This window comes from Streptomyces gilvus, from assembly GCF_022513565.1.
GTDB lineage: Bacteria > Actinomycetota > Actinomycetes > Streptomycetales > Streptomycetaceae > Streptomyces > Streptomyces gilvus.
In genome coordinates this window covers 426,256-452,153 of sequence record NZ_JAKWBE010000001.1, presented here as the reverse complement: position 1 = coordinate 452,153, position 25,898 = coordinate 426,256, and the positions used below count along the sequence as shown (strand labels likewise).

Below are 25,898 nucleotides of genomic sequence, written 5' to 3'. Positions count from 1 at the left end.
CCGCGACGCCGCCCGGTGGACTCACTTCACCATGTCGCCCTCACCAACGCCCGCTCCGCGCCCGCGAGATGGACGGCCGCGCTGAGCCAGACCAGCGCGTAGTGGTCGGAGTCGGCGTCGCTCAGGCGGCCGAAGGCGTCGCGGGTGCGGCGGTCGGCCTCGGCGGTGAGGGCGGTGGCCAGGTCGGCCATGGTGCCGAAGCCGCCGCGGCGCAGGGCGGCCGCGCTGCCCTGCCCGTCGCCGTCCCGCGCGGGTTCCGCGACCGCCCGGCGGCCCCCGGCGACGGCGAGTTCGACCAGGCGGCGCATCCGCCACAGCGGGGAGTCGGCGAGCGGATCGGCCGGGAAGCCGTCGAGCCCCGCTACGGGTGGGAGGGCGTCCGGTGGCGGGAAGTGCGCGCCTCGCAGGCGGTCGTAGCCGAGGTCGGCACGGCCCAGCCAGTTCTCGGGCAGGCGCAGGGTGGCCTCGGTTTCCGGTACCGGGCCTACCGCGAGGGGGCGCAGAGTGGCGGCACGGTCCAGGTCGAGGCGGCCGATCACCCGGACGCGGATGCCCGGGCGGGCGGCGAGCTGGGCGAAGTTGGCGGCGTGGGCGAGGTCGGGGTGGCTGTGCGCGGGGAGCAGACGGATCAACGGGCCTTCTTGGCTGGAATCCGGGCCCCGTTCGCGTGCCAGCAGGCCGTCCCCAACAGCCCCTACGACCACCAGGTCACATCCGATGAGCGTCGGAGGCGTGTCCTGTGACTCCGCCAGGAGGTCCCCGACCGTCTCGCGCAGGGGGCGGCCGAACAAGGCGGCCAGCGGGCCGGACGACCAGGGCAGGCCTGTGAGAGGCGTGGCGCGTACGCCCCTGCCGGAGCCCAGGCGGCCCTCCGGGGAGGCCGTGGCACCGGAGATCAGCAGGCCGCCGCGGGCCAGCCCCGCGTGGTCGAGGGCGCCGGAGCCGAGCGCGACGGTCGCCGTGGCGGCGGCTCGGGCGCGGGCGGGGCCGCCGGGCTTGACGTCGGCGACGGAGAACCAGTGGCCGTCCTCGCCGACCAGGTGGGTGACGACACCGCCGTAGCCGGTGGCACTGATCACCGGCTCGCGGCAGACGCCGAGGACCTTCAGCGCGCCGCCCGGACGGTAGGCGCGTCGGGCGGTGCCGACCAGGGCCGGGTCGGGGTCGGCAGCAGCCAACCGGTGCGTGGTGAGGAGGAGTTCACGCAGGGCGGCGACCAAGTCGGCCAGGCGGTGGCCGTCCTCGCGGGCGCGGGCGGCGCGCAGACCGCGTACGACGCGCAACGCCGCCGCCTCGGCCCGGTGCAGCCCGGCGAGCCTGGCGGCGTGGGCGGCCCGGAGCAGCTCGGCCTGCGGTACGGCTCCGGCGGCGGGAACTCCGGCGGTCAGTACGGCCGCGGCGGCCGCGCGGAGTCCGGTCGCGGCGGTGACCTGGGAGCGGGTGGGTGGAGGGAGCGCCTCGGTGATCGGGGGTCCCTCGCCGGTCGGGGGTTCCTCGTCGGCCGCCGGGTCCCCGCGCTCGGCGTCAGCATCGGCATCGGCATCGGCTACCGTCTCCCCCACCGGGCACACGCTCAGGATCGCCGCGCGGTGCAGGCACCGGGGCGCCAGCAGGCAGCCGCACACGGCCTGTTCGGCGTCGGTGAGCACGCCGGACGGTCCCGGCGTGAGCGTGACCTCCGCGTCCTCGCCGCACCGGACACTGCGGGTCACGCCCTCGGCGCCCACCGGAAGAGCCGTGTACGACTCGATCGCGGCGTCCAGCTTCTTCCGGAGCCGGGCGGTCAGCCCTTCGACGGCGTCGGCGACGACTTCGGGTGCCACCGGGGGGAGTTGCGGCTTCATGGGGCTCATCGGGGTTCTCCGCGCAGGCGGTCGCCCACCCAGCGGGCGAGGGCAAGGGGACTGAGGGCGGCGACGGGCATACCTGCGGCCACGAGTTGCCGGGCGATCGGCACCGAGTAGCGCGGCGTGCCGGTGTCGTCGAGGGCGGCGCAGCCCATCAGGTGCACGCCGGAGGCCGCGAGGGCACGTACCTCGCCGAGGAGCCCGCCCAGCGGGTAGCCCTCCTCGAAGTCGCTGACCACCGCCACCAGGGTGCGGCTGGGCACGGTCACCAGGGAGCGGGCGTGGGCGAGGCCGGCCGCGATGTGGGTGCCGCCGCCGACCTGGACCTCCAGGAGCAGCGACAGCGGGTCCGTCACCCGGTCCGTCAGGTCGATCACCTCGGTGGAAAAGGCGAGGAAGTGGGTGGAGAGGGTGGGCACTGAGCCGAGCACGGCCGCGGTGAGCGCGGACCAGACGACGGACGCCTCCATCGAGCCGGACACGTCGACCACGAGCATCAGCCGCCAGTCCGCCTCCCGGCGCGAACGTGTGCTGAACACGGGCCGCTCGGGCACGACGACGCTCCGGCCGTCGTCCAGGCGGTGGGTGTGGGCGAGGTTGGCCCGCAGGGTGCGGGGAAGGTCGAGCCGTCCGCCGGGGCGGTGGGTGGGGCGTGGTGTGGCCAGGCCGGTCAGGGCCGGGCGCAGCCGGGTGGCCAGCTCCCGGGCCAGCTCGTCCACCAGGCGGCGGACGAGCGGGCGCAGTCCGGCCAGTTGCTGCTCGGGCATGCCTCCGGCGAGGGAGAGCACGGACGTGAGCAGTTCGACCGACGGGCGTACGGCGGCGGGGTCCAGCTCGGCGAGGACATCGGTACGGCCGTGCTCGGCGGCCCGCGCCAGGACCTCCTCGCGGACTTCCGCGCCGAACAGGACGGTGAGTTCCTCGCCCCATTCGCGGGCGTTCGGGAAGGACTGTTCCTGGCCTCCGCCGCCGCCCTGTCCGAGGTCGGCGGAACCCTCGCCGCGGCCGGATCCGTACAACTCGTCGAGGGCGTGCGCGTAGCGGCGGGCCGAGTCGGGGAGCCGGTCGGTCTCCCGGCCGAGGAGCAGGCGCCAGCGGTCGGCGGGGGTGAGTCGGGACGCGGGCGTGGGTCGCGGTGCTGGTGCGAGGAGTTCGGATGGAGCCGCCGCGGAGGTCGGCACGGGAAGTCCCAGTGCCGTCAGCTCGGCGAGACCGGCCGCGTCTGCCGCCGTCCACAGGGCGAGGAGTTCGGGTGGGGCGGTGAGGGTCGGGTCGAGCCGGTCGCTGAGGCGTTCGGTGACGGTGTCGAGGAGTCGGCCGCGGCCGGCCGGGGTGAGGGTGTCGAAGCCGCCGCGCAGGGCGGGGAGCCGGTCGAGGAAGTCCTGGTCGGTGAGCGTGTCGATGCGGTCGAGCAGCGGGTCCAGGGCGGCGGGGGCCGATTCCAGGAGGGGCGCGGTGGCGCCGAGCAGGCCCGTGAGCAGCCGGGTCAGGCGGCGGCGTCCGTCCGGGTCGGTGGCGGTGTCGATCCAGCCGGCGACGCGGGCGCCCAGGGTGGCCGCGTCGTCGAGGTCGAGCAGGACCCGGGCGGCCAGGGCGGCGCCCTGGATCAGCGGGGAGCCGGTGCGCGCGAGGATGTCGAGGGCGTCGTCCAGGCGCAGACCGAGGCGTTGTTCGCCGCTGCGAGCGGTCAGGGCGATCAGGGCGGCGGCGTCCTCGGGTCGGTCGCTGCCGGCCAGCCCGGGCAGGGCGCGGACGGCCGATTCGAGGAGGGTTTCGGTCAGCTCGGCGACTTCCCGCTCACGTTCGGGTGTGGTGCCGGGCAGGTGGCCCCGGCGCAGTGCCTCCAACAGGTCGAGTGCTTCGAGGAGTTCGGGGAGGGTGGCGGCCGAGGGCAGCATGTCGGCGGCGTCGGCGAGGCGTTCGGCGACCAGGGCGGGCAGGTCGCAGCGGGCGGCCGCCCGGAGCCCGGAGATGACGTGGGCGCAGGTGGCGGCACTCTCGTGGCGATGGGCCTCGCGGAGGGTTCCCTCGGCGGCCTGGGCGGCGGTGACTCCGCGCACTCCGGCCAGGTCGAGCCGTACGGGAACGGCCGGGGTCCACGCCAGCTTCCAGCGGGTGGTGAGCGCGGTGCCGTCGCCCGTGCCGGACACCTCGACGGGATCGCCGTAGCGGGCGTGGCACGCCGCGAGGCGCTGCAGGAGCACTTCGCGACGGCGGTCGAGGTCGGAGCGGAGCGGGTCGAGCCGGATCTCGCGCGGCCCCGGGTCGTCAGGGCCGGGCAGCCGGAGCGCGGCGAGCTCGGCCTCCACGGACGGGCCGAGCCCGGAGCGCGGGGTGCCGGGGGCGACCCTGCCCCAGCCGCTGCCGACCAGAATCCCTTCCACGGCCCGGGCGAGGGCCCGGCCGCGGCCCAGCGGTTCCCCCTGGCCCAGCACGGTCGTCAGCGCCTCCAGCAACTCGCCCCGCCCGGGAGCGGGAAGCCCCCGCAGCCGGGCCAGGTCGCAGGCCAGCCGCAGGGTTTCGGTCGCCTCGCCGGTGCCCGCGGTGTGTCCCGCCCTGCGCAGGGCACGGCATACGTCGGTGATCGCGCAGGCGGCTGCGTCGCGCACCCGGTCCGGATCCCCGGCGGCGGCGAACACCGCCTGCTGCCAGCGGGGGTCGCGGATACCGGCGGGGTAACCGGAGCGTGAGTCCAGCAGGTCGAAGGCGTACGGGACGAAGGAGGTGACGACGGGGGAGGCACTCTCGGTGACGCCGACCGTCATCGTCTCCTCGGTGTCCGCCGACAGCGGGTCCGCCAACGCCGGGGCGTGGAAGGCCCCGACCACCGCCGCCACCCGCCGCCCGGTCGCCACGGCCCGCGCCAGCACGGACCGCATGTACGCCTCCCGTGCCAGGTCCACGCCCGCCACTCCCCCGGACGCCTCCGCGTCCCGGCGCAACGCCCAGCCGACACCGAGCGCCGCCCGGCGAACCGCCTCGGGAGTGCTCCCCGGAGCCAGCACCTCCACCGCCCGGTCCCACAGGTCGTCGCCGTCGCGTCCGGTACCGGCGGTGGTGAGGGCGTCGGCGAAGGCGGTCCGCATGTCACCGACCCTGTCGGGTCTGTCAGCGCCCCAGCCGGGGTCGGCCAACGGCAGGTCACAGCAGAGGACTTCGGCCCCGCGTCGGCGTGCCCAGCGGACGGCGGCCAGCTCCGGGGAGAAGTCCGCGAGGGGGTAGAAGCCGATGCTTCCGTCCTCCCGCGCGCCGGCGAGGGCGACGGGCGCGACCGTGCCGGCGTCGGCGAGGTGGACGAGCCAGGGCTGGAAGTCGGCAGGCAGTTCGACACAGACGACATCGGCGCCGGACGCGTCGAGCAGCGCGGGCACGGCGGCGGCGAGCGCGGGGCTGTGATGACGTACGCCGAGGAGGTAGGGCCGTACGGAATCGGCGAGGGCGGCGACGGCGGCCCGGGGCTCCTCCTGAGTGCCGTAGCGGACGGTCACCGGAGGTTCTCCCGCAGGTCCCACAGGCGCCGCCAGAGCGCCGAGCCGTCCTCGGCCCGGCGGCGGACCGGGCCGTCCCAGTAGCCGAGGAGGCGGGCGTGGTCGGCGGGGTCGTCCTTGCGGACCACGCCGAGGAGGTGGCCGGGGACGAGGTCGAGGGTGTCCCCGGCGGGCAGGTAGGCGGTGGCCACGCCGAGGCTGGTGGCGACCTGGACGGCCTCGGCGGTGGACATCACCGTGCCGGGCCGCTCCACGTCCCAACCTTCGGCCGAGCGGCCGGTGCGCAGGTCGCGGAAGACGGTGACGAGGACGTCGAGGACCGCGTCGTCCACGCCGAAGGCCGCGCCCGCGCGCTGGACGGCGGCGACCGCCTGGCCGCGGACCAGCGCGATCTCCGCCTCGGGGTCGGCGATCGGATGGACGGTCTCGAAGTTGAAGCGGCGCTTGAGGGCGGCGGACATCTCGGAGACGCCCCGGTCGCGGAGGTTGGCGGTGGCGATGACGGTGAAGCCGGGTGCCGCCGCGGCCTGGGCGTCGTCGGTGCCGGACAGTTCGGGGACGCTGACGCGCCGGTCGGACAGGATCGACACCAGGGCGTCCTGGACCTCGGGCAGACAGCGGGTGATCTCCTCGACGCGGACCACCCTGCCGGTGCGCATGGCGCTCAGCACCGGGGAGTCGACCAGTGCCTGGCGGGAAGGGCCCTGGGCAAGGAGGAGCGCGTAGTTCCAGCCGTAGCGGAAGGCGTCCTCGGTGGTGCCGGCGGTGCCCTGGACCGTGAGCGCGCTGGTGCCGCAGACGGCGGCCGACAGCAGCTCGGACAGCATGGACTTGGCCGTGCCGGGCTCGCCGACGAGCAGCAGCCCGCGCTCCCCGGCGAGGGTGACCACACACCGCTCGACAAGAGCCCGTTCGCCGACGAACTTGGGGGCGATGACGAGGCGTTGTCCGGGCCCCTCCAGTGCCTTGCCGTCGCTGCCGCAGATGAACGTGACGACGGCACGCGGGGTCAGTGCCCAGCCCGGAGGTCGGGGGCCGTCGTCGTGGGCGGCGAGGAAGGCGAGTTCGGTGGCGTGGCGCTCCTCGGCGGGCAGGATCTGCCGGATCGGGGCGGCGGTGGCCGTCGTGGTACTCATCGATGTCCTTGGTCGTTCGGTAGGGCCGAAGAAGCGTGGTGGCGGATGTCGAGGAGGCGTCGGCCGTCGCGCTGGGCGGCGTGCCAGTCGGCCCAGCGGTCTCCTGCCGACGCGGCCAGCAGAGCGAAGACCTCGCCGACCCGGTCGACCGCGACGGCCAGGGCACACAGGCGGTCGACGAGTTCCGCGGACGCTTCGCCGGCGGCGGCCGTCGTGTGCAGGGCCCGCACCAGCGCGACGGTGCCGGCGTCCCGGTCCACGGCGACGAGGCCGGTGAGCAGCCCGTCGAGGGCCTCCACGGTGGCGGGCAGGACCGCGATGTCGAGGAGAGGACGCAGTTCGGGGAGTCGATCGAGGACCGTTCGGCGCAGGTCGGGGTCGATGCGGGTGAGGGCGTGCAGCACCACCCAACGGTCGACGGAGAGGCGTCCGCGGTTCGGCCAGGCAGCGGTGGCGGCGGCAGCGGCGGCAGGCGGATTCGCGCCGAGCATGACCGCGGCCATGACCAGGTGGACCGGGCTGCGTTCCGCTTCCGGCAGACTCTCTTCGGCGTCGAGGAGTTCGGGCCAGCGGCCGGCCAGGACCAGCGCCGCCGGCAGGCAGCGGGCGGCGCCCGCCGCCGTGGCGAACTCGACGATCCGCTCGCGGGCGGCCGGATCGGGGCCGCTGCGCAGCAGCTCCTCCCGGATCAGCCCCGAGAGGTAGGGCCTGAAGGTTCCGTACCGGTGGCCGTTGAGGCCCCCGTAGTCGTGAGGGGACCGCAGCCGTTGCCCGGCCTCCCCCACGGCGGAGGCGTCGAGCCGGTCGCAGGCTCGTTCGGCCTCCGCCTGCCGTACCTCGTGGCGCAGCCAGTCCACGGTCAGGTCGAGGAAGTCCGCCGGAGCCGCATCGCCGACGCCGTCCACCGGCGCGGGGAACCAGGGCAGGCCGGCCAGGGTCCGCCAGTTCGAGGTGTCGGCGAACTCCCGGAGCACGAAGTCGTCGTACAGATCGTCGTAGCGGTCGTCGGCCGGCTCCTTCAGCTGTCCGTCGTAGCCGAAGCTGTCCAGCCAGACCGTGCCCGCCCAGGGGCCGTTGAGCACGAGCCGGGCCAGCATGTGGCTGCGGGTGGCGCCCAGGACCAGCGTCCCGTCGTCGGGGTCGGCGCCTGCCGGGAGGTCGTAGAAGGCCTGTGCCGGGTCGTCGAACTGGGCGTAGAACTCGCCCGGACCTGCCTCGAAGAAATCGGTGCCCTGCTCCGCCTGCCACTCGGTGATCTCGTCCGGCCGTCCGGCCCAGGACTCGTGCAAGGGGAACGGCTTGCGGTACCCGGGGTCGTCCTTCTCCCCGAAGGGCTGGGCGGCGTACCTCATCAGCCCGGAGCCGGGATCGCCGAACTCCAGCAGATACCGGCGGTAGTTCTCCGGAAGCCGCAGCCCGTTGCGGGTTTCGAACGCGGACACCTCGCCCGCGTCCAACGGAACGAACGTCCTGCGCCACACCTGCCCGTCGCCGGGCCGCGACGCGTCCCACCGGGCGAGCAGTTCGCGTATACGGGCAAGCCGCCGGTCGATCTGCTCGCCGTCCAGCGGCCGTCGGGACACAGCCGACTCATCCATCCTGCAGTCCTTCGGTCCTGGTGTGCTTCAGCGGCGGCGGCCGCTCTTGACCTTCAGTTCCTCGAAGCGCGGCACGTCGCCCTCCCGGATCCGCCGCCAGGCCCGGCGGTACAGGTCGGGGGCCGGTTCGGTCGGTACGAGCTGGCCCACGCGGACCTCGGCGAGTTCGCCGTAGAGCGGCAGCTTCCACTGCTCCAGCGGCAGACGCGGGGACGCGAGGGCCTCCCAGCCGCCCGGCAGGAACAGCGAGCGTCCGGCGCGGCTGCGGCTCGCCTCCACCACCAGGTCGGTGGGCCCCAGTTCGGCGCGGGCGGCCTTGATGCGGGCGGGCTTCCAGCCGGTCCAGCGGGCCGTGTTGCGGTCGGTGGGGTCGGGCATCGCGAGGAGCATCAGGTAGAGCGCGGCGGCGTCCTCGCCGATGCCGTACTCCTTCGCCACCTCGGTCACCAGCTCCGGCACGGACCGGGTGGGGTCCTGCGGATACCAGGTGCCGTCCTTGCCGGGCACACCCGCGACCGGATCGCCCGGGTCGTCGAGCAGCGCCGCGAAGCGCGGAGAGCGGGCCAGGCGCAGCGCCACCTCCGCCGCGAACGGCGCCCCGTCCTGTGCGAGGCGCAGCGCGGGTAGGTACGGGTCCTGGCCGTCCGCGTCGAGGAGAGCGACGTACAGGGCGGGGGCAGGCCGGTCGTCATAGGTGGCCATGATGATCGCGCCGTACCGCTCGTATCCGCCGGCGACCTCGGTGGGCTGACCGGCTGCCTTGCGGAAGTCGGGCAGGTAGACGTACTGGACGAGGTCGAGCAGCAGTCCGGGGTGGGCCAGCCGGTCCCGTATCGCGGCGAGGGCGGCGGGCAGCGCGGCGCGGATCGGGTCACCGGCCGGCAGCCGATGCGCCAGCCAGGCGGCCACGACGACCGAGTCGATGAGGGTGGCCGCGGTGAACCCGACGGCGTCCTCGTCGACCGGTGTGGCCCGGTCCCCGGTGACCGACCACTCCAGGTCCCGGCTCAGGAAGGGCTCGGAGGCGGGGTCGAGCAGGGCGGCCAGTGTCGAGTGCTCGGCGTTCAGCACGCGCTGCGCCTCACCGAGCAGTTCCTCGGGCACGATCCTTCGCTTGCCGACCTCGCTGTTCCACACCTCGGCGGCGGCTGCCGTGTCGGGGCCGTCCGTCCAGAGCCGGGCCGGGTCGGAGGGCAGCAGTGCGGCGACGACGGCCCTGAGGACGGAGATGTGGGTCTTGCGCAGCTCGTCCCTGGCCAGGGCGGCGTCCGTCGCCTTCACCCGGAGCACGGCCCGCGCCTCGGGGGTGAGGAACGACCGTTCGTCGCTGTCCACCTGCGGCAGTCCTGCCACGATCAGCCGGGCCATCGTCGGGGTGACCCCCGTCAGCAGGGCGAACTCCTCTGCCGCCGCCGGGATCCACGGGGTCGGACCGCGCTCGTCCAGCTCAGCGAGGAACGCCGTGAGCCAGCCCGCCTCGCGGTCCTCGCCGACCTGGTAGGTGGATTCGACGGTGTAGGGAGCGGGGACCTCGAAGCGGCCGGCGGGGTCGTGGAAGAGCGCATCGAAGTCGCAGCCGTCCTTCATGTCGCGCGAGGTGCACTTGGTGACCGCGAGGAAGGCTCCGCCGTCCAACGGCAGTACGCCCCGCCAACTGCCCTCGCGCCACTCGCCGTCCGAGGTGCGCAGATGGCGTGCCTCGACCTGGAGGGAGACCCGGCGCCAGCGCACGGGTCCGGCGGCCGAGCTGAGTCCGAGCGCGTCGAACTCCCGCAGCAGCGCCACCAGGGCCTGCCGGTGCTCCGGCGGAGTGGTGGGAGACGCGACCCGGAACGCCGTCGCCGTGAAGAAGTCGGCCACGGGCTCGTCGTACAGGTAGCCGTCGGGCAGTTCGGGGCCGTCGAGGTGAAGGCGCGGGATCGGTGCGGGAGCCTGGGCGGCGCCCGGGGTCGTCGGTGCGGGGAGGAGCTCGGCCACGTTCGAGGTCGGTGCGGAGTCGTCGGACTCGCCCAGAGCCGGCGCGGACCCCTCAGAGCCGCCAGAGGCCGGCACGAAGTCGTGGGAGCCGTGCACAATCGACGCGGCGACGCCGACCGCGTAGGAGGCCCCTGCCGAGTCGTCGGTCATGTGTGAAGCCGTCGCGGAGTCGTCCGCCACACGCGAGCCCCCCGCCGGACCGTCGCTCGCACCCGAGTCCTCACCCGCTCGCACCGCCCGCTTCAACACCCGCAGCCGCCGGAAGACGTTGTCCCGGTGGGCCCCGTAGTGGTACCAGCCGCCCCGGGTGCCGTCGAGGCCGCTGAGGGCGTCGCGCAGCAGGCGGTCGGAAGGACCGGCCGGGCCCGCGTCCTCCTCGGCGCCGGCGAGCTCCGCGGTCAGCCGGGTCGCCGCCGCGTCGAGGACCTTCTGCTGCTCGGCGGCGTACCGCACCACGCCCGCGATGCCCGCCAGGAGTGCCTTGTCGGTGACCTGGTGGAGCAACTCCATGACGTCGCCGGTGAGTTCGGCCTTCAGCAGGGCACGGGCGGTGTCGTCGTCGATGGCGCGCAGGGCCGCGGAGCCCTGCGGGTCCCGGGGGCGCAGGCAGTGCCAGTACCGCAGCGGCGGCAGGATGGGGGTGCCCTCGGCGAAGTCGCCCGGGGCACCGTCCACCCTCGCGGTGGCCGTCACGACGCCCTCCGGGTCGACGAGTGCGATGCGCCAGCCGTCCCGGACGGCGGCCACGGGCCGGTCCGCGCCGGGGAACAGGACGGCGGCGTACGGCATCCCGACCTCCTCCGGGACGGTGACCCGGCGTCCGGCCAGGTCCTCGCCGTGCCAGTGGCCGTCCGGTCGGCGCACCGCGCGCCAGCCGAGCAGTCCGTCCACCGGCACGCCGGCGGGGGTGATCTCGTCGAAGGGGTAGGGCGCCAGCGAGCCCCGCACCCGGGTGCCCTCCCCGTAGGCGTCGGCGAGGAAGGCGGGCACGCTCTCGCGGCCGAGTCTCCCGGTGGCCGGGTCGCTCTCGAGCCAGCCGTCCCCTCCCCAGGTCCAGTAGGAGGTGCCGTCCGCGAGCAGTCTCGCCTCGATGGGCACGGTGGTGTCACCGCGGTGCAGGACGCCGACGCCGGTGATCCGGCCGCCGCCGGGCAGGGGCAGGGTCGGGACGCCGGTGTCCTCCTGGTACCAGTCCATCCGGGTGCCCCGGCCGTCTCGGGCACCCGCCAGGGTCAGGACCCGGTCGGGGCTGTGGTGCCAGTATCCGCGCAGGCCATGGTCGTAGGTCCGCCAGTAGACGAGGAGTTCACCGTCCACGAAGTGGAAATCGGGGTCACCGTAGACGCCCTGGACGGGCAGCCGCAGATCATGGGTGAGCACGGTGCCCTCGGGTCCGATCACCCGGACTTGCGCGGAACCGGCGGTGATGAGATACGGCCAGGCGTCAGCGACGTACAGGTCCTGGGCCCTCTCCCTGGGCACGAGCTCCCTGGCCGCCTCCTCCCAGGCGGGCCAGCCGAGTTCGTCGATGAGCCCGGCCCTGAGCGTGCGGGCGAGGAGCGGGGCCAGGTCGGTGGCGGCCACCTCCCGGATTTCCTCCTCGGCGAGCCTGAGTGCCTCGCCGGGGAGCCACTTCAGCCGCTTCAGCGCGTCGGGCAGGCCGGGCAGGCCGGGCAGGCCGGTGGTGATCGAGCGGCGCGCGACCTCCCGTACCCAGTCGGCCAGCATCGGCCTGCCGCCGGGCGACTGGGCGAGGACCCGGATGGTGGCCAGGTCGTCCTCGTCGCCGTCGAAGGTGTCGGCCGCTGCGTGGAAGGCGGCCCGGAACCGCTCGTCGGCGGCGAAGGCGAGCAGGTCACGCCGGTCGTCGCCCCTCGCCCACCGCCCCAGCTCCACCTGGTGGTGGATGCCTGCGGGAACGTCCAGAGCGAGCAGCAGATCCAGCAGGTCCAGATCGTGCCCGGCCCACAACTTCCCTCCGGACACGGCGAGTTCGGCGCGCAGCCGGTCGGCGGACAGCTCGGTGAGCCGGTACAGGGCGGGCAGTTGGGTGGGCTCGTGGTAGCTCTGTGACCGCGCCTGGAACTCCAGGAACCGGGCGAACCAGCCCACGGTGCCGTCCTGCGGCCGCTCCTCGTCGGACCGCGAGTCGTCCCAGACCCCCAAGAGGGCCCCGGACTCCTCCAGAAGGTCCAGCCACAGCAGCAGTACTTCCCGGTCGCCGGTGTCGGGCATGAGGTTCAGCAGCGTGCCGCGCACCGCGGGCTCTCGTCGGGCCAGGGCGATGACCGCCGCGCGGTGGCGCTTCCACCAGCCCGGTGCCGCCTTCGCCGTGGCGGACAGCGCGAGCAGGCCGGCCACGTAGTCCTGCTCGACCGCGTCCCCGTCCCGGCCGGCCGCGCGGGCCAGTTTCCGGACGTCGGTCGCCAACTGGGCGGACGGCACGAGTCCGCCCGCGGTGCGTCGTACGCACATCCGGGTGAAGCGCTCCAGCGCCTCCGGGGCCGGCACCCGGGCGGCCAGTTCCCTGCCGTACCCCGAGAGCGCCGTCGCCGTCAGTGCCCCGGCAAGGGCGAACTCCAGGTACACCGCGTCCAGCCGCTCCTCGTCCACCGCGAGCCCGTACTCGGCCTCGGCGGCGCGGGCCCGGCCGAACATCTGCGCCGCGTAGGTGGGGTTCTCCACCGACAGGAAGACCCGGCCGGCCTGTTCGTAGAAGGTGGGCAGGAAGTGCGGAACGGATACGGCGAGTTGCCGGGCGGTCTCCCGGTAGGCGTCCAGGGCGGCCTTCGGACGGGACTCCGCCCGGCGTGCGATCCGCTCCAGCTCCGGCATCACGGCCAGCGCGTGGTGGCCGTCCTGCGGGTGGTGCACCAGCACCCACTCCGGGAACCCGAGCGCCTGACGTGCCCCGAGCCCGACCTCGACCGGTTGCGCCGCTGGTTCGAGGCCGAGGTAACCGGCGGCCAGATCCTCCGCCGCGCCCAGCTCCCTGGCCACCAGCCGCACGATCACACGGTCGTCCAGCCCCGGATGGGTGTACGACCGTGCCGTCAGCGGCACCGCCCGCTCCCCCGCGCCCTCCGTGCCGAGCGGCAGCACCGCACCGGCCGTCAGCAGTTCCTCGTACGCCACCCGTGCTCCCCCGTTCACGCGCCCGCCCCCTCTTCGATCTCGCGCCCGGCGTACAGCGCCGCGGCCATCCGCATCCCCTCCGACCAGGCCACCGGGCCGACCTCCACCGGCCGCAGCCGACGGCCCTCCGGGTCGAGCCAGGACAGCGCGCCGGTGTGCACCTCGTAGTCCCACGGCTCCCCGATCCACACGGCCGCCTCCACGGTGCGCTCCCCGTCGCGCACCCGGCAGGTGGCCCGGGAGCCGGAGACCCGGTAGCCGAGCGAGGTGGCACGGGCGGCGAGCGCGGAACGCCAGAACCGGCCCCCGGCGAACTCGGAGACGTCCCTCGCCTTCTCGTCCAGGTCCTCGGGCTTGCTCCAGGTCGCCCGGTGGAGCTGCTCGACGCGCTGCACGATCCCCAACTCGGCCGCGAACTCGCGCAGGTCCTCCAGGTCCGGCAGCAGCACCGGGTGCGGAAGGGTCACGGTCCGCGGGCGGAGCCGTACGGTCTCGCCGTCGAGGTCGACCACCCGCAGCTCACCGGCCTGCGTGGCGTCCCGCAGGAAGCCCACCTCGTCCGGTTCGTCGCCGACCACCACGAGGTCACGCAGCGCGGACCGCCAGGCCTCGTCGGGCCAGACACGGGCGACCAGTTCCGTGGGAACCGGCAGCGACGACACCATCCAGGTGTCCACCTGCGCCACACACGCGGCCTCGTGCCGCTCCAGCCACTCGGCGAAGCGGCGCAGCCGCTCCACCTCCGGATGGTCCTTGAGCGCCTTCGGCAGCGACTTCAACTGCCGCCCCGCCGACCGGCCGGACGTTGCCCTGGCCGCCACCCGCCCCTCCACCAGGGCGACCTCGTACGCGTCACCCGCCGCAAGCCAGCCCACCGGCCCCGCCTTCCGCATCAAGAGAACTCGAACAGACCCACCGTGCGCCGGAATCCGGCACTCGGTGTGACGATGAGCGGAACGCTACGAGCAGCCACTGACAATCGCCCCGGCGAATCTCTCCGGCGTACGCCGAGTCAAGCCCTGTGACCTGGGGCGACGCATCCGGGGAACCACGTAATCGCGGTACGTAGTGAGCCGTGGTGGGAGCCGAGCCGACGGGTGTGGGCCGCCACGGGTTGCGGGACGGACGCGTGTTCGCCTGTCCGGACGGCGTGCCGGCTGAGGCATGGCTGCCTGACAGACGTCCGAAGTGGCGTGTTCCGGACGAGGAGCAGGCGGCGGCTCGCGGTCATGGCCGACGAGCTCGACGCCTGGTGGTACGCGGCAATCCGCCGGGATCACCGGACAGGGGTGTCCGCGGTCGTTTCAGCTGAGGAAAAGTGCTGCGAGCCTTGGGAGACGGCGTCTCATCTGCTCTTCGTTCTCGGGGTCCCAGTTCCCTTCCGCACCCAGCGGCTTGTCCGGACGCGTCATGCCTCTCAGCGCGGTCTCGACTGCTGTGTCGAGTGAGTCGGTCTCCCCCCGAACCCTTCGGTATGCATCCGAGATCAAATAGCTCACAGACTCGTAGCCGATCCAGCCCCCTTCCTCACGGCTCATGCACACAACCGTAGGCAACTCGGCAAGAGAGTCGGGATGTGCCACCGCGCGGCTGAATGTGTCCCGCCCGAGGAGCATCAGCCCGCCACGGAAGTCGCTGAAGCCGTCGTCCGTGTAGCTGCCCTCGATCAAGTAGGCGGCCATGCACAGCGAATATTGATAGGCCGAATCCTTCACCTCGACGTACTTGACGTAAAAGTCAACAATGTCGTCCGGCTCCAGCGCGGCAAGGACATCGACCAGCGCCCCGGGCAGTGGGTCGTCCGGCAGGTCGCGATCATCGGCTCGGTCACTACTGACCGCGGCCCGAGCCCTGTCGACAAGTCCCCACCATTCGTTCATGTCCATGGCGGTGATCATAGATACGCACCATCGCAACGAGGTCCGTGGCCGGTGAAAGGCTCACCGATCTGTTCCCGGCCGGTCAGGTCCCCTACCCGAACCATGCCGTCGGCATGAGCAGGGACGGCAACGGAGCGCCCGTCCACCACAGTTGTGGCCACTGCGCACATGCGGCCGACGGGTGGACCGTAGTCGGGATGTCATGTCGGCACGCGGGCCATCGGGCATGAACGAGATGGCACGGGTGCCAAAAAACCGAAGTCGAGCAAAATCGTTTGCTTCTGTATGGTTCTGCGACGGCGCCCCGCGGCCACGGCCGCCCCGGATGCGCGCCCGACCGCACCGCGAGGGAGAACGGCGCTCATGACCGCAGTGGACGGACCGGCTGACGGGGAGCGCCCCGTCGGGCGGGATGCCGAACTCGCCGTACTCACACGGGCCGTGAACACGTTGCTGCACGGCCGGGGCTCTGTCGTGGAGATCACCGGTGAGCCGGGCATCGGGAAGACCCGCCTGGCCACAGCGCTCATGGAACTGGCGACGCGGCGGGGAATACCGGTCGTCCGCGCCCGCGCCGTACGGGCGAACACCACCTCGTTGCAGGTGTTCCGCGACGCCTGGGAGGCACGGCGGGCCGACCCGCGGGCAACCGCGGGCGCGAAGACGTTCGACGAGGTGGGCGACCGGCCCAGGGAGTGGGCCGCGGGCTGCGCCCTGGTCCTGGACGACGTTCACTGCTGCGACGCGGACTCGGCGGCGGCGATCGTCCGGCTGGTCCGTTCCCAGGTGCCGGGTCCGTTCCTGCTCGCCCTGGCCCATCGCCCCAGACAGACGGCCCCCGAGCTGCTGGAAGCCCTGGAGTACGGAGTTCAGGCCGGCACGGTGACGCGTATCGAGCCGGGCCCGCTCGGCCCGGCATCCGTGGCCGCGCTGCTCACCGGCCGGGACGCGCCGGGAGACCCCGAGTCACGCGCTGCGGCCGTGTCCCAGGACTTCGCGAGCCTGGTGTGCGCCGCGGCGGAGGGCAGCCCCCGATACGTGCGCCTGCTCGCCGCGGCCGACTGGCGCCCCGAGCGCTGGCCCGACCGCCCGGGCACCGACACCGCCGGGCTGCTCCGCGAGGCGAAGCCACTGATCGCCGAGTTCGACGCGCTGACGTCGCAGGCGGCGATCACTGCGTCGGCGGCGGCCGTGGTCGGCAGCCCGTTCCGGCCGGAGGACACCGCCCGGGTCTCCGGGCTGGGGCTGGACCGCACCCTGGACGCGCTCGCCGAACTGGAACGGGCCGATCTGGTGCGCCCGGCCGACTGGAAAGGCAACCTGGCCTTCCGCCATCCCGTCGTCGGCCATGTCGCGCACGAGAGGGCCGGCGTGTCCTTCCGGCTGCGCGCCCACCGCCGCGCCCTGGAACTGATCGACGACCGTGGCGGCCGGGCTCGCGAAAAGGCCCGCCACGCCGAGCATCTGCTGGGAACGGACGCCGCTCTCGCCGCGCACACCCTTGCCGAGGGGGCCGCGGAGATCGCCGCGCAGGACCCGGCGACCGCGGCGCACTGGCTGCGGCTGGCCCTGGAGTCCCTGCCCTCCGGAGGAACGGACTCCACCGCCCGCACCGAGATGGAACTCGCCTGCTGCCGCGCCCTGATCGCCTCGGGGCAGTGGGCGGAGGCCCGCACGCGGGCGCACGAACTGCTGGGGCACCGGCACGCGTCTCTCGGCGAGAGACAGCTGCTTCAGGCGCACGCCGTCTGCGCCGCGGTCGAGCGGCACCTCGGCCGGTACGCGGAGGCGGCGGCCATCGCGGGTACCGCCCTCGGTCAGCTGCCCATGCCCCTGCCCGATCCGTTGCCGACCGAGGCCGTCGAACTGGTCATCGAGTACGGGCTGGTCCATGTCCTGGGCGGCACGCACGACCAGGTACACGCCCTGCTCCGGGAAGCCGTACGGACGCCGCTCGAATCGGACGGAGCGGACCGCACCGTGCTGCGGGTTCTCAACGCTCTGTGTGCCACCCATGCGGGTGACCTCGACGAGGCCGCCGCCGAGGTCACCCGCTGCGTCCGGCTCGTCGACGCCCTTCCCGACCCTCTCGCCGGCCGCACGCCGGAAACCCTGGCCCTGCTCGGCAGCGCGGAGTTGTACCTGGAGCGCTTCACTGACGCGGCCCGCCACCTGAGCCGGGGGCTGGGGGCCGACGGCACGGACGCCCGACAGCCCATCCTGCTCCACCGGTTGCTGGGGCTCGCCATGGCCGAGCAGTGGACCGGCCGCCTCGACGCCTCCCAGCGGCATGCCCAGGAGGTCGAGACCCTGGCGCGCGCCCTCGGTGTCCGGCCCGCGGTCACTCTGGCGCAGGCGATACACGCGACAGCGCTCGTCTGGTCCCGCGGCCGGGAGTACGCCGCCAAGGCCGTCGCACTCGTCGAGGAGGCCCCGCGTGCCACCCCGCACGGCCACAGCTGGTGGACCGCCTCGGCGACGGGCCTGCTCGCACATGCCCGGCTGCTCGCCGGTGACGCCGCCGGCTGCCGGCGAACCCTGCTGGACAGCGAGGGCGGCAACCGGATGCCGCCGGTCCGGCCCTTCTCCCGGCCCTTCCTGCTCTCCCTGCTCTCCACGGCCACACTCGAGTGCGGCGACCACGAGGAGGCACACCGCCTGGTCCGCACCGCCGAGGCGGATGCCGAGCGGCTCGGACTGCCGGTCCAGGAGGCGTACGCACGCCGCGCCCGCGCCCTGCTCCACCAGGCCGACGGTGAACACGACGCGGCCGCCAAGCTCCTCGACCTCGCGGCGGATGCGTTCCGGGCGGCCGACATGCCCGTCGAGCACGCCTGGACCCTGACGACCGGCATCCGCTCCTTCGACGTCGCCCAGGGCCGGGAAACGGCCCTGGGACATCTCGACGCGGCGGAAGCCCTCGCCCGCACCTTCGGGGCAGCGCTCGTACAGGAGCGGGTGGCTCAGATGCGCGCCGAACTGTCCGAGGGCAATGACACCGCCCACCCGCTCGGCCTGCTCAGCGACCGCGAACGGGAGATCGCCGAACTCGCGACGACGGGTCTGCGCACCCGACAGATCGCCGAACGGCTCTTCCTCAGCCCACGCACAGTGGAGACACATCTGTCGCGCGTCTACCGGAAGCTCGGAGTCTCGTCCCGACTCGCCCTGGCCGACCTGCTGCGCCGGAGCGGATGAGCGCGACGGTCGGCAGGGGGCCGGCAGGCGGAGGCGATGTGGTGGGCGATGACCACGAGAGTGCCCGGACTGGCGCGGCACGTGGCCCCGTCAAGCTCACGACGCGCGCCGCTGACGCGAACACCCGGGCGAGGACGAGCAGTTGACCTTCCCCGCTGGACAGCCGGCCACGGGAGACGGGCGGTGTCCGGTGCGGACCTCGCCCGCGTGCTCGCCGCGCACAGCAACGAACTGGACTCAGTAGTGGAATGACGCGTGCAAGGATCGAACCGTGAATGACATACGTTTCTGGGCCCTCATCGCATCGTTCGACTGGGAACGAGCCGGTGATGACGAGGCGGTGCTCGCTCCTGCCTCACAGGTGCTTCAAGGGCTGTCACCTGAAGAGATCCTCGCGTTCGAGGACCTGCTTGCCGCCAAACTCTACGCACTGGACACTCGAGAGCACGCTCGTTGGTGCTACCGGGGGGAAGCAGATCCGGACGATGGAGACGATTACATCTCCGCTGACGACTTCCTGTACCGGCGTTGTGTGGTGGTGGCGAACGGCAGGGAGTTCTACGAGGGGGTATGCGCGGATCCCTCACGTTTCCCGACCGGGATGGAATTCGAGTCTCTTCTGTACCTCGCCGGCAATGCTTTCGAGGCCCGGACCGGCGTGCCGCACGACCGGCTCACGAGCGTGTCATGGGAGAGCTTCAGCAACACCGACGGATGGCGGCCCGCCCAGAGCACGACGGCAGGACGCTACACCGGCGCCGGGGTACCGCCGTTGAACCGCCGGCCTGCCTAGAGCCGCTTCCCCAGGACACGGCCTTCCGAAGTGGCGGTGAGATGCTGGCGCCGTGACGGAACGGAAGACCTTTCAGACGCATCTGCGGCAGGCCGCCACCGACATCTTGCAGCGCGTCCCCGAGCAGCTGAAACGTGAGATATACGTCCTGGCCTTCAACATCTGGCGCGTCGACGCCGACAACCGCCACCCGTACGTGGACATCGGCTACAACACGGAGAGCCAGTACGAGGAGGAGATGCGCCGGGACTACCGCGACGCCTGGGAGGCGCGCTGGAACCCGGCTTTCTGGATCCTCGCGGGCTTTGACAAGCTCGGCAACGTCCCTGAGGATCCGGCCGGCGGCCCGCTCTACGAGGAGGAGGCCAGGAAGCTCGGCATCTGGTACGACGGCGAGTTCGATCTCGCTCGGATGCTGGAGGACGATGAGCTTCGCGTCAAGTCCGGCCTCCTGGAACTCCACTTCCACAACGCCGTTGTCGACTTCGCCCGGCACCTCCACGCGAGCGACACCATCGTGAGGATCTTCGGACGTCCACTGCCCGTGGTCGTGTTCGACATGGACTGCCCAGGCTGGGAGGAAGAGGCCACGAAGGCCGCCAACCCCGCCGAGTTGATCGAGGACTTCTTGGCGATGTAGCCGGCGCAGCGTCAGTAGAACTACGCAACTCGCCACGGAAAAGGGCGGCAGCAGAGCTGCGAAAGGCGGACGGGCGTTCGCGGCCATCTACCATTCCGGTCATGTCTGTACGTGGTCGTGGCTGGTCGGAGGGGGACATGGTCGGCGGGGGTGAAGTCAACGTCGGGCCTGCCCGGGCGCTTCCGGTGCTGGGTACGGATGTGCTCCGGAACCTCATGTCGACCACGTTCGGTGCCTGGACTCCGAACGACGGATGCGATGATGACGAGATCACCGCTGCCGAGGACCGCCTGGGGATCAGCCTGCCGGACGCCTTGCGTGACTACTACACCGCAGCGGGCAGGCACCCGGAGTTGATGGGTATGGGCGGTCACGAGCACACGTTCCGGCTGAATGCCCCCAGGCACTTGAGCATTGAGGACGGACACCTGGTCTTCTGCGGGGAGAACCAGTGGCCCACGCAGTGGAGCGTGCGCCCGGACGACGTCGGCTGGCCCGACCCCAGGGTCCACGGGCGGGCTGAGCCTGGCGAGAAGTGGTACAGCGAAGCCCGGCGGCTGTCGGCCTTCCTGATCAACGTCGCCGCCAGGCAGGCGGTCAGGGCGCTTCCGTACCAAGCCACGTGTCTGCTGCGTGAGGATCAACTGGAGTCTGTCGAGCCACTGCTGGGCTACATCGGTTCTCGCGCGATGCACCAGGGTGGTCACTGGCTGGGCTTTGTCGACCGATCGAGCCGCATGGTGGCCCACTATTCCCGCAACACCTCGACACTGCGCATCGGGGCAGTGGCTCCCAACGCACTCGAATCTCTGCGTGAGCGTTCAGGGCTTCCACTCAGAGGCGCTCGAAGTAGGCAAACGATGCCGCGATGGAATGGAAGGCCCGCCCCCCATGGATTTCTCCAACGTCGAGCACGAGTGCGTGATCGATGTCATGTTCACCGGACCACAGCGGCCCAGCTTCGGCGATGTCTTCCTTCTCTGTGGTGAGGACAACCCGAACTTCCCATCCACGGATCCCCGTTGGGGTTCGTTGGACCACTTGCGATTCGAACAGGTCGATGACTACTTCGCGGTCCTGGACGAAGACACGGGCGAGCCCGTGATCTGGTTGTATCCCCTGGCGCGAGGATCTGTTGTGCATCACCATGCGGGACCGTTCGAGGGCCTGCGACTGCACTACGACCCTGAACCGGACAGCTCGGGTCTGGTCGCCCACTTCGTCGACGCGGTCGAATGCCTTGCAAACCTTTTGCCCGCACAAGCTCTGTGGGGACAGCAACGCGAACCCCTTGGGCCGCCCATCGCCACCGACGCCCTTGCCGCTCGCGTCCAGCGGTTCGTCGACACCGGCGAGTGGCGGCATCGGGTCTCGTAGCGGCAGTGGGGCGGTGTGAACCGAGTGGCCGTACCACGCGGCACTCCACTCCGACGACCGGCCGACGACTGAAACAAGGCTCTGAGCAGCCTCTTCAAAGAAGTCCTTCCGTCTGGCAGAAGCCGTCTTGCCGAGCCGACGCAAGCCTCACGACCCTGTTTCCAACCACGGCACGCGGGGCGAGGGCGCCCCGCCGACAGGGACGGGAACTGCCATGCCGCACACCACCGCTTTTGCCAGGAACCAGTGGTACGTCGCCGCCTACAGTCATGAGGTCGGGCGGGAGGAGTTGCTCGGGCGGACCATTCTCGGGGAGCCGCTCGTGTTCTACCGGACCGAGGAGGAGGGGGCGCCCGTCGCGCTCGCGGACCGCTGTGTGCACCGGCGGTTCCCGCTGCACGAGAAGCCGAGCCGGCTGGACGGTGACCGGATCGTGTGCGGGTACCACGGGTTCACGTACGACACCAGCGGCACCTGTGTGTACGTGCCGGGGCAGAAGCGGATCCCGCGCACCGCCCGCGTCGCCTCCTACCCCGTCGTCGAGCAGGACTCGCTGGTGTGGGTGTGGATCGGCGACCCGCAGCTCGCCGACCCGCAGACCGTCCCGCGCGCCAGGCACCTCGACTCCCCCGGCTGGGTCACCGTCCGCGGCATGGAGCCGATCGACGCCGACTACGGGCTGCTGGTCGACAACCTCCTCGACCTCTCCCACGAGACGTATCTGCACGGCGGTTACATCGGCACCCCCGAGGTCGCCGAGACCCCGATCACCACCGAGGTCGACGAGGGCGCCGGCATCGTGCGGGTGAGCCGGCACATGGACGACGCCGCGTGCCCGCCGTTCTACGCGAAGTCGACGGGTATCGAGGGACGGATCACCCGGTGGCAGGACATCGAGTACCACGCGCCCTGCCTGTACCTGCTGCACAGCCGGATCGCCCCGGTCGGCGTGCTGCCCGAGGCCGACGGCAGTGACCCGAACGGCTTCCACACCGAGATCACGTACGCCATCACCCCGTCCTCCGACGGGCACGTGTACGACTTCTGGATGGTCTCGCGGGACTGGGCGATCGAGGACGCCGAGGTCACCGAGTTCCTGCGGGGCAACAACCACACCGTGGTGATGCAGGACGTCGACGCGCTCAACCTGCTGCAGAAGACGCTCGGCACCGAGCGGACCGGCTACCAGGAGCTGAGCATCAACATCGACACCGGCGGTCTCGCCGCCCGCCGTATCCTCGCCCGTCTGGTCGAGGAGGGCGACAAGCCCGTGGAGAAGGTCCTGTGAGCACCGGCGCCACCGGGGAGATCTACCGCATCGACTGGATACCGGGCACCGACGTGCTGCACGGCACCTGTCACTGCGGCGCCGAGCACACCGCCCAGGACCCGGTCGAGATGTGGGAGTGGATGCTCGCCCATCCCGAAGGTCACCGGCCCCAGGAGAGCAGCGACTCATGAACGTGTACGAAGCCGAACTCGTCGTCGACCGCAGGGAGTTCGCAGCCGACGGCGTGCTCGCCCTCATCCTGCGCCACCCGCTCGGCGAGGATCTGCCGGCCTGGGAGGCGGGCGCCCATGTCGACGTGGTGCTCGGCCCCGGGCTGGAGCGGCAGTACTCGTTGTGCGGGGACCCCGCGGACCGTTCGGCGTGGCGGATCGCCGTGCTGCGCGAGCCGGACGGACGGGGCGGATCCGCCCATGTGCACGAGCAGTTGGGGCAGGGTGACAAGGTCCGGGTGCGCGGCCCGCGCAACCACTTCCAGCTGGAGCCGGCACCCCGCTACCGCTTCGTCGCGGGCGGGATCGGCATCACCCCGATCCTGCCGATGCTGGCCGCGGCGGAGGCGGCGGGCGCCGAGTGGAGCCTGCTGTACGGCGGCCGGACCCGGAACTCCATAGCGTTCACTGAGGAGTTGGCGCGGTACGGCGACCGGGTGACCGTCGCGCCGCAGGACGAGACCGGGCTGCTGGATCTCGCCTCGGTGCTGGCGGACCTGCCCGAGGGCACGCTCGTGTACTGCTGCGGTCCCGGGCCGCTGCTTGACGCGGTCGAGGAGCGCTGCCCGGCCGACCGGCTGCGGGTGGAGCGGTTCTCGCCGAAGGACCAACCGGCCGGTGAGAACAGCGAGTTCGAGGTGGAGCTGGCGCAGAGCGGCCGTACGGTCACCGTCGCGCCGGACGTCTCGGTGCTCGACGCCGTCCGGGCGGCCGGGGTCGAGGTGCTGTTCTCCTGCACCGAGGGCACGTGCGGCACCTGCGAGACCGACGTGCTGGAGGGGACCCCGGACCACCGGGACTCCGTGCTCACGGACGAGGAGCGGGAGAGCGGGGAGACCATGATGATCTGCGTCTCGCGCTGCCGGGGGAGGCGGCTGGTGCTCGACCTCTGACGAGCGGCTCCGGACGACGAGGCCGTGTACCTGGGCGAGCGGGTGGTGGTCCTGTCCGCCTCCCCCACCGTCGTGCAGGAGCAGCTGAAGGTCGATCTCCCCGCGGAACGGGACCAGTCGCACACGCGCGTCGCCCCGCGCTTCGCCGAGTTGCGGACCGCTGTGTACGAGCAGCCAGGCGGCGAAGCGCGGGGTTGCGAACGACGTGGTCACGACGTCAGATACGCCTCCACCTCACTGAATTGACCAGCCGGCCAACCGGTGTTGGCGCTCACCGACAGCCGCAGATGGCGCAGGTTCGTGCCGCTCGGCAGCGTCACGGTCGCCGTGTTGCCGGTCGCCGGGTCGAAGCGGTAGCCGGTGGCGCCGAGGACGGTCGAGTAGGTGGAACCGTCGGTGCTGCCCAGCACGGTGATGGTCTGCGTGCGCGCGCCCCAGGCGGCGGACGGCGGCAGCTTCAGCACCAGTCGGCGTACCGCGTAGGAGGAGCCCAGGTCGACCGTCCAGGACTGCGGGAAGGCGTTGTTGGTCGACTCCCAGTAGCTGTTCGCGTCGCCGTCGACCGCCTTGCCGGGCGTGTAGACGTCCTGCGAGCCGGTCGCGGTGGCCGGACGTCCCTTGGCGAGGTTGCGGTTCGGGTCGGGGTCGGGGTTGCCCTGACCGGGCTGCGGCCAGGTCGAGCAGTCCGCCCAGGTGCTGCTCCAGCCGGAGTTGCCGCCGCCGTCGGTGAGGGCGAAGGTGCCGGAGTTCGCCGGGTAGGGGCAGTTGTAGATCCCGGCGGCGCCGACGCCCGTCGCCGTGACGTTGCGGAAGGTGGCCGCGCCCTGCGCCTCCGCCTGGACGACGACCGTCCCGGTGCCGCGCACGGTCGCTCCGTCCACGGTGACGTTCCGGACCGGGTAGCCCTGTCCGCCGCCCGACACGAACTCGAAGGCGCTGTACGGGCTGTCGGTGACGGTGGTGTCGGTGATGTTCACCGTGGCGTTGACGGCGCTGTCGTAGGAGTCGACGCGCAACGCGCCCATGGGGTGGTTCCAGTTGGGGTTCATGGCGCCGGCGCGGACGAGTGTGTTGCCGTCGACCGTGATCGTGCCGGCGAGCGGGAAGAAGGGGTCGAGGAACTTCTGGTTGGAGATCGCGATACCGCTGCCGAGTGCGTTGGTGTCGGAGACCAGGTTGTTCCTGACGGCGATGTCGGTGCCGCCGTAGATGGCGATGCCGTTGGCGAGGTTCGGCTGCGTGACGGTGTTGTTCTCGAAGCTGGAGTCGGTGTCGGGCGAGTACAGCGACCACATGGCGAGCGCGTCGTCGCCCTGGTTGCGCAGGAAGTTGTTCCGGACGCGGACGCCCTTCGCGGTGCCGTTGAGGTTGATGCCGTCGGCGGTGGTGTCGAGGATGCGGCTGTTCTCGATGACGAGGTTGTCGTTGTTCCCCGTCAGCCACAGGCCGACCTTCAGGTGTTGGATCCACATCCCGGATACCGAACTGTTCGGCCCCAGCGAGCCGTTGACGAAGTTGTCCGGGTTGGAGTCGACCCGCTCGGTGACCTCGCCCATGACCGCGAAGTCCTTGATCCGGACGTTGCCCGAGGAGGTGGACTGGTCGATGAAGCGGGAGGTATGGACCACGGAGTACCAGCTGCCGGCGCCCTGCAGGGTGACGTTCTGAACGCCGCTGAGCGAGGACGTCAGCCGGTAGTCGCCCGGCGGGATCCACACCACTCCCCCCTGGGCGGCGGCGATCGCGTCCCGGAAGGCTTGAGTGGAACCACCGTTGCCGCTGGGGTCGGCGCCCTTGGAGGTGACCGAGACCGAGCCCGCGGGCTGGGTGGCGGCTACGTCGACCTGCTCGAAGTCGGCCACGTCCACGGTCACTTGAGTGCCGGTCGACTGGAAGGCGACCTTGTCGCCCGGCTGGAGGTTCTGGCCGAGCATCATGCGGGCGTTGTCGAAGAAGTGGTGCGTCTTGGCGCCGGGGATCCAACTCGTGTCGATGTACGAGTACTTGGAGGTGACCGGGAGCGTCCTGGTGAGCCTGGTGCCGTTGACGTAGACGTCGAGCGAGCCGGACTGGCCGTCGGGGACGCTGTAGGCGAGGTTCACGGCGTTGGCCGCGCGCGGCACGGTGAACTCGACGCGCTGGCCGGAGGTGAGCCGTACGGCCTGCCGTCCGGAGGCCTCGGAGGCGAGCGTGCCCTGGGTGTAGTCGGGGCCGATCTTCGAACCCGTGGTCGTCGCGGACTCGGCCTCGACGGAGGTGAAGGGCAGGGTGGCGCCGGCGGCCGCGTGGGCGGCCGGGGCGAGGGTGACGAGCGTGCCGGCCGCGAGGGCGACGACCGTGCCGACTGCTGGCATGCGCCTGACAGATCTGGACCTGGACATGTGCCGATCCCTTCGGGGTGGGGGTGCGGGGACAGCGGGGTACGGGGGACAGCGG

Annotated in this window: 15 protein-coding genes and 1 pseudogene; 8 read left to right on the top strand and 8 right to left on the bottom strand. The window is 72.1% G+C overall.

Annotated features, from left to right (window positions below):
• Positions 1-26 precede the first annotated feature (26 nt).
• From MKW14_RS01985 to MKW14_RS01955, 7 genes are all read right to left on the bottom strand, one after another.
• On the bottom strand, positions 27-1,844 hold the full coding sequence (locus MKW14_RS01985) for a hypothetical protein (RefSeq protein WP_240858923.1): 1,818 nt from the start codon (positions 1,842-1,844) through the stop codon (positions 27-29).
• Positions 1,845-1,849: 5 nt separating this feature from the next.
• Positions 1,850-5,335, bottom strand: coding sequence for a vWA domain-containing protein (locus tag MKW14_RS01980; RefSeq protein ID WP_240858365.1), 3,486 nt, complete (start codon positions 5,333-5,335; stop codon positions 1,850-1,852).
• On the bottom strand, positions 5,332-6,471 hold the full coding sequence (locus tag MKW14_RS01975; RefSeq protein ID WP_240858364.1) for an ATP-binding protein: 1,140 nt from the start codon (positions 6,469-6,471) through the stop codon (positions 5,332-5,334). The genes MKW14_RS01980 and MKW14_RS01975 overlap by 4 nt, the downstream gene beginning before the upstream one ends.
• On the bottom strand, positions 6,468-8,069 hold the full coding sequence (locus tag MKW14_RS01970; RefSeq protein WP_240858363.1) for an SMI1/KNR4 family protein: 1,602 nt from the start codon (positions 8,067-8,069) through the stop codon (positions 6,468-6,470). The genes MKW14_RS01975 and MKW14_RS01970 overlap by 4 nt, the downstream gene beginning before the upstream one ends.
• A gap of 27 nt (positions 8,070-8,096) precedes the next feature.
• Positions 8,097-13,199 (bottom strand): DNA-binding protein, encoded by a 5,103-nt coding sequence (locus tag MKW14_RS01965; protein ID WP_240858360.1) that lies wholly within the window; start codon positions 13,197-13,199, stop codon positions 8,097-8,099.
• Positions 13,196-14,056 (bottom strand): DUF4132 domain-containing protein, encoded by an 861-nt coding sequence (locus MKW14_RS01960; RefSeq protein WP_240858922.1) that lies wholly within the window; start codon positions 14,054-14,056, stop codon positions 13,196-13,198. Before MKW14_RS01960 ends, MKW14_RS01965 begins: the two co-directional genes overlap by 4 nt.
• 429 nt (positions 14,057-14,485) lie before the next feature.
• Positions 14,486-15,067, bottom strand: coding sequence for a DUF4240 domain-containing protein (locus tag MKW14_RS01955; protein ID WP_240858359.1), 582 nt, complete (start codon positions 15,065-15,067; stop codon positions 14,486-14,488).
• A 357-nt stretch (positions 15,068-15,424) separates the two neighbouring features.
• Here MKW14_RS01955 and MKW14_RS01950 point away from each other — a divergent pair, with 357 nt between their 5' ends.
• The 8 genes and pseudogenes from MKW14_RS01950 to MKW14_RS01915 all read left to right on the top strand — a co-directional run.
• On the top strand, positions 15,425-18,259 hold the full coding sequence (locus MKW14_RS01950; RefSeq protein ID WP_240858358.1) for a helix-turn-helix transcriptional regulator: 2,835 nt from the start codon (positions 15,425-15,427) through the stop codon (positions 18,257-18,259).
• Between the two features lie 271 nt (positions 18,260-18,530).
• Positions 18,531-19,052: a DUF4240 domain-containing protein gene (locus tag MKW14_RS01945; RefSeq protein ID WP_240858357.1), complete on the top strand. Its 522-nt coding sequence runs from the start codon at positions 18,531-18,533 to the stop codon at positions 19,050-19,052.
• 52 nt (positions 19,053-19,104) lie between these two features.
• A complete protein-coding gene (locus MKW14_RS01940; protein ID WP_240858356.1) occupies positions 19,105-19,692 on the top strand; it encodes a hypothetical protein in 588 nt (195 codons plus the stop codon).
• Positions 19,693-20,583: 891 nt separating this feature from the next.
• Positions 20,584-21,069: a hypothetical protein gene (locus tag MKW14_RS01935; protein ID WP_240858355.1), complete on the top strand. Its 486-nt coding sequence runs from the start codon at positions 20,584-20,586 to the stop codon at positions 21,067-21,069.
• A 214-nt stretch (positions 21,070-21,283) separates the two neighbouring features.
• Positions 21,284-22,357: a Rieske 2Fe-2S domain-containing protein gene (locus tag MKW14_RS01930; protein ID WP_240858354.1), complete on the top strand. Its 1,074-nt coding sequence runs from the start codon at positions 21,284-21,286 to the stop codon at positions 22,355-22,357.
• Positions 22,354-22,530 (top strand): hypothetical protein, encoded by a 177-nt coding sequence (locus MKW14_RS01925; protein ID WP_240858353.1) that lies wholly within the window; start codon positions 22,354-22,356, stop codon positions 22,528-22,530. The genes MKW14_RS01930 and MKW14_RS01925 overlap by 4 nt, the downstream gene beginning before the upstream one ends.
• Positions 22,527-23,462, top strand: a complete 936-nt coding sequence (locus MKW14_RS01920; RefSeq protein ID WP_240858352.1) for a PDR/VanB family oxidoreductase — start codon at positions 22,527-22,529, stop codon at positions 23,460-23,462. Before MKW14_RS01925 ends, MKW14_RS01920 begins: the two co-directional genes overlap by 4 nt.
• Before the next feature lie 15 nt (positions 23,463-23,477).
• Positions 23,478-23,703: pseudogene (locus MKW14_RS01915) on the top strand (ABC transporter ATP-binding protein); the annotation flags it as partial.
• Here the strand turns inward: MKW14_RS01915 and MKW14_RS01910 are convergent.
• Positions 23,672-25,816, bottom strand: a complete 2,145-nt coding sequence (locus MKW14_RS01910; RefSeq protein ID WP_240858351.1) for a discoidin domain-containing protein — start codon at positions 25,814-25,816, stop codon at positions 23,672-23,674. The pseudogene MKW14_RS01915 and the gene MKW14_RS01910 overlap by 32 nt on opposite strands.
• Between the last annotated feature and the right edge of the window lie 82 nt (positions 25,817-25,898).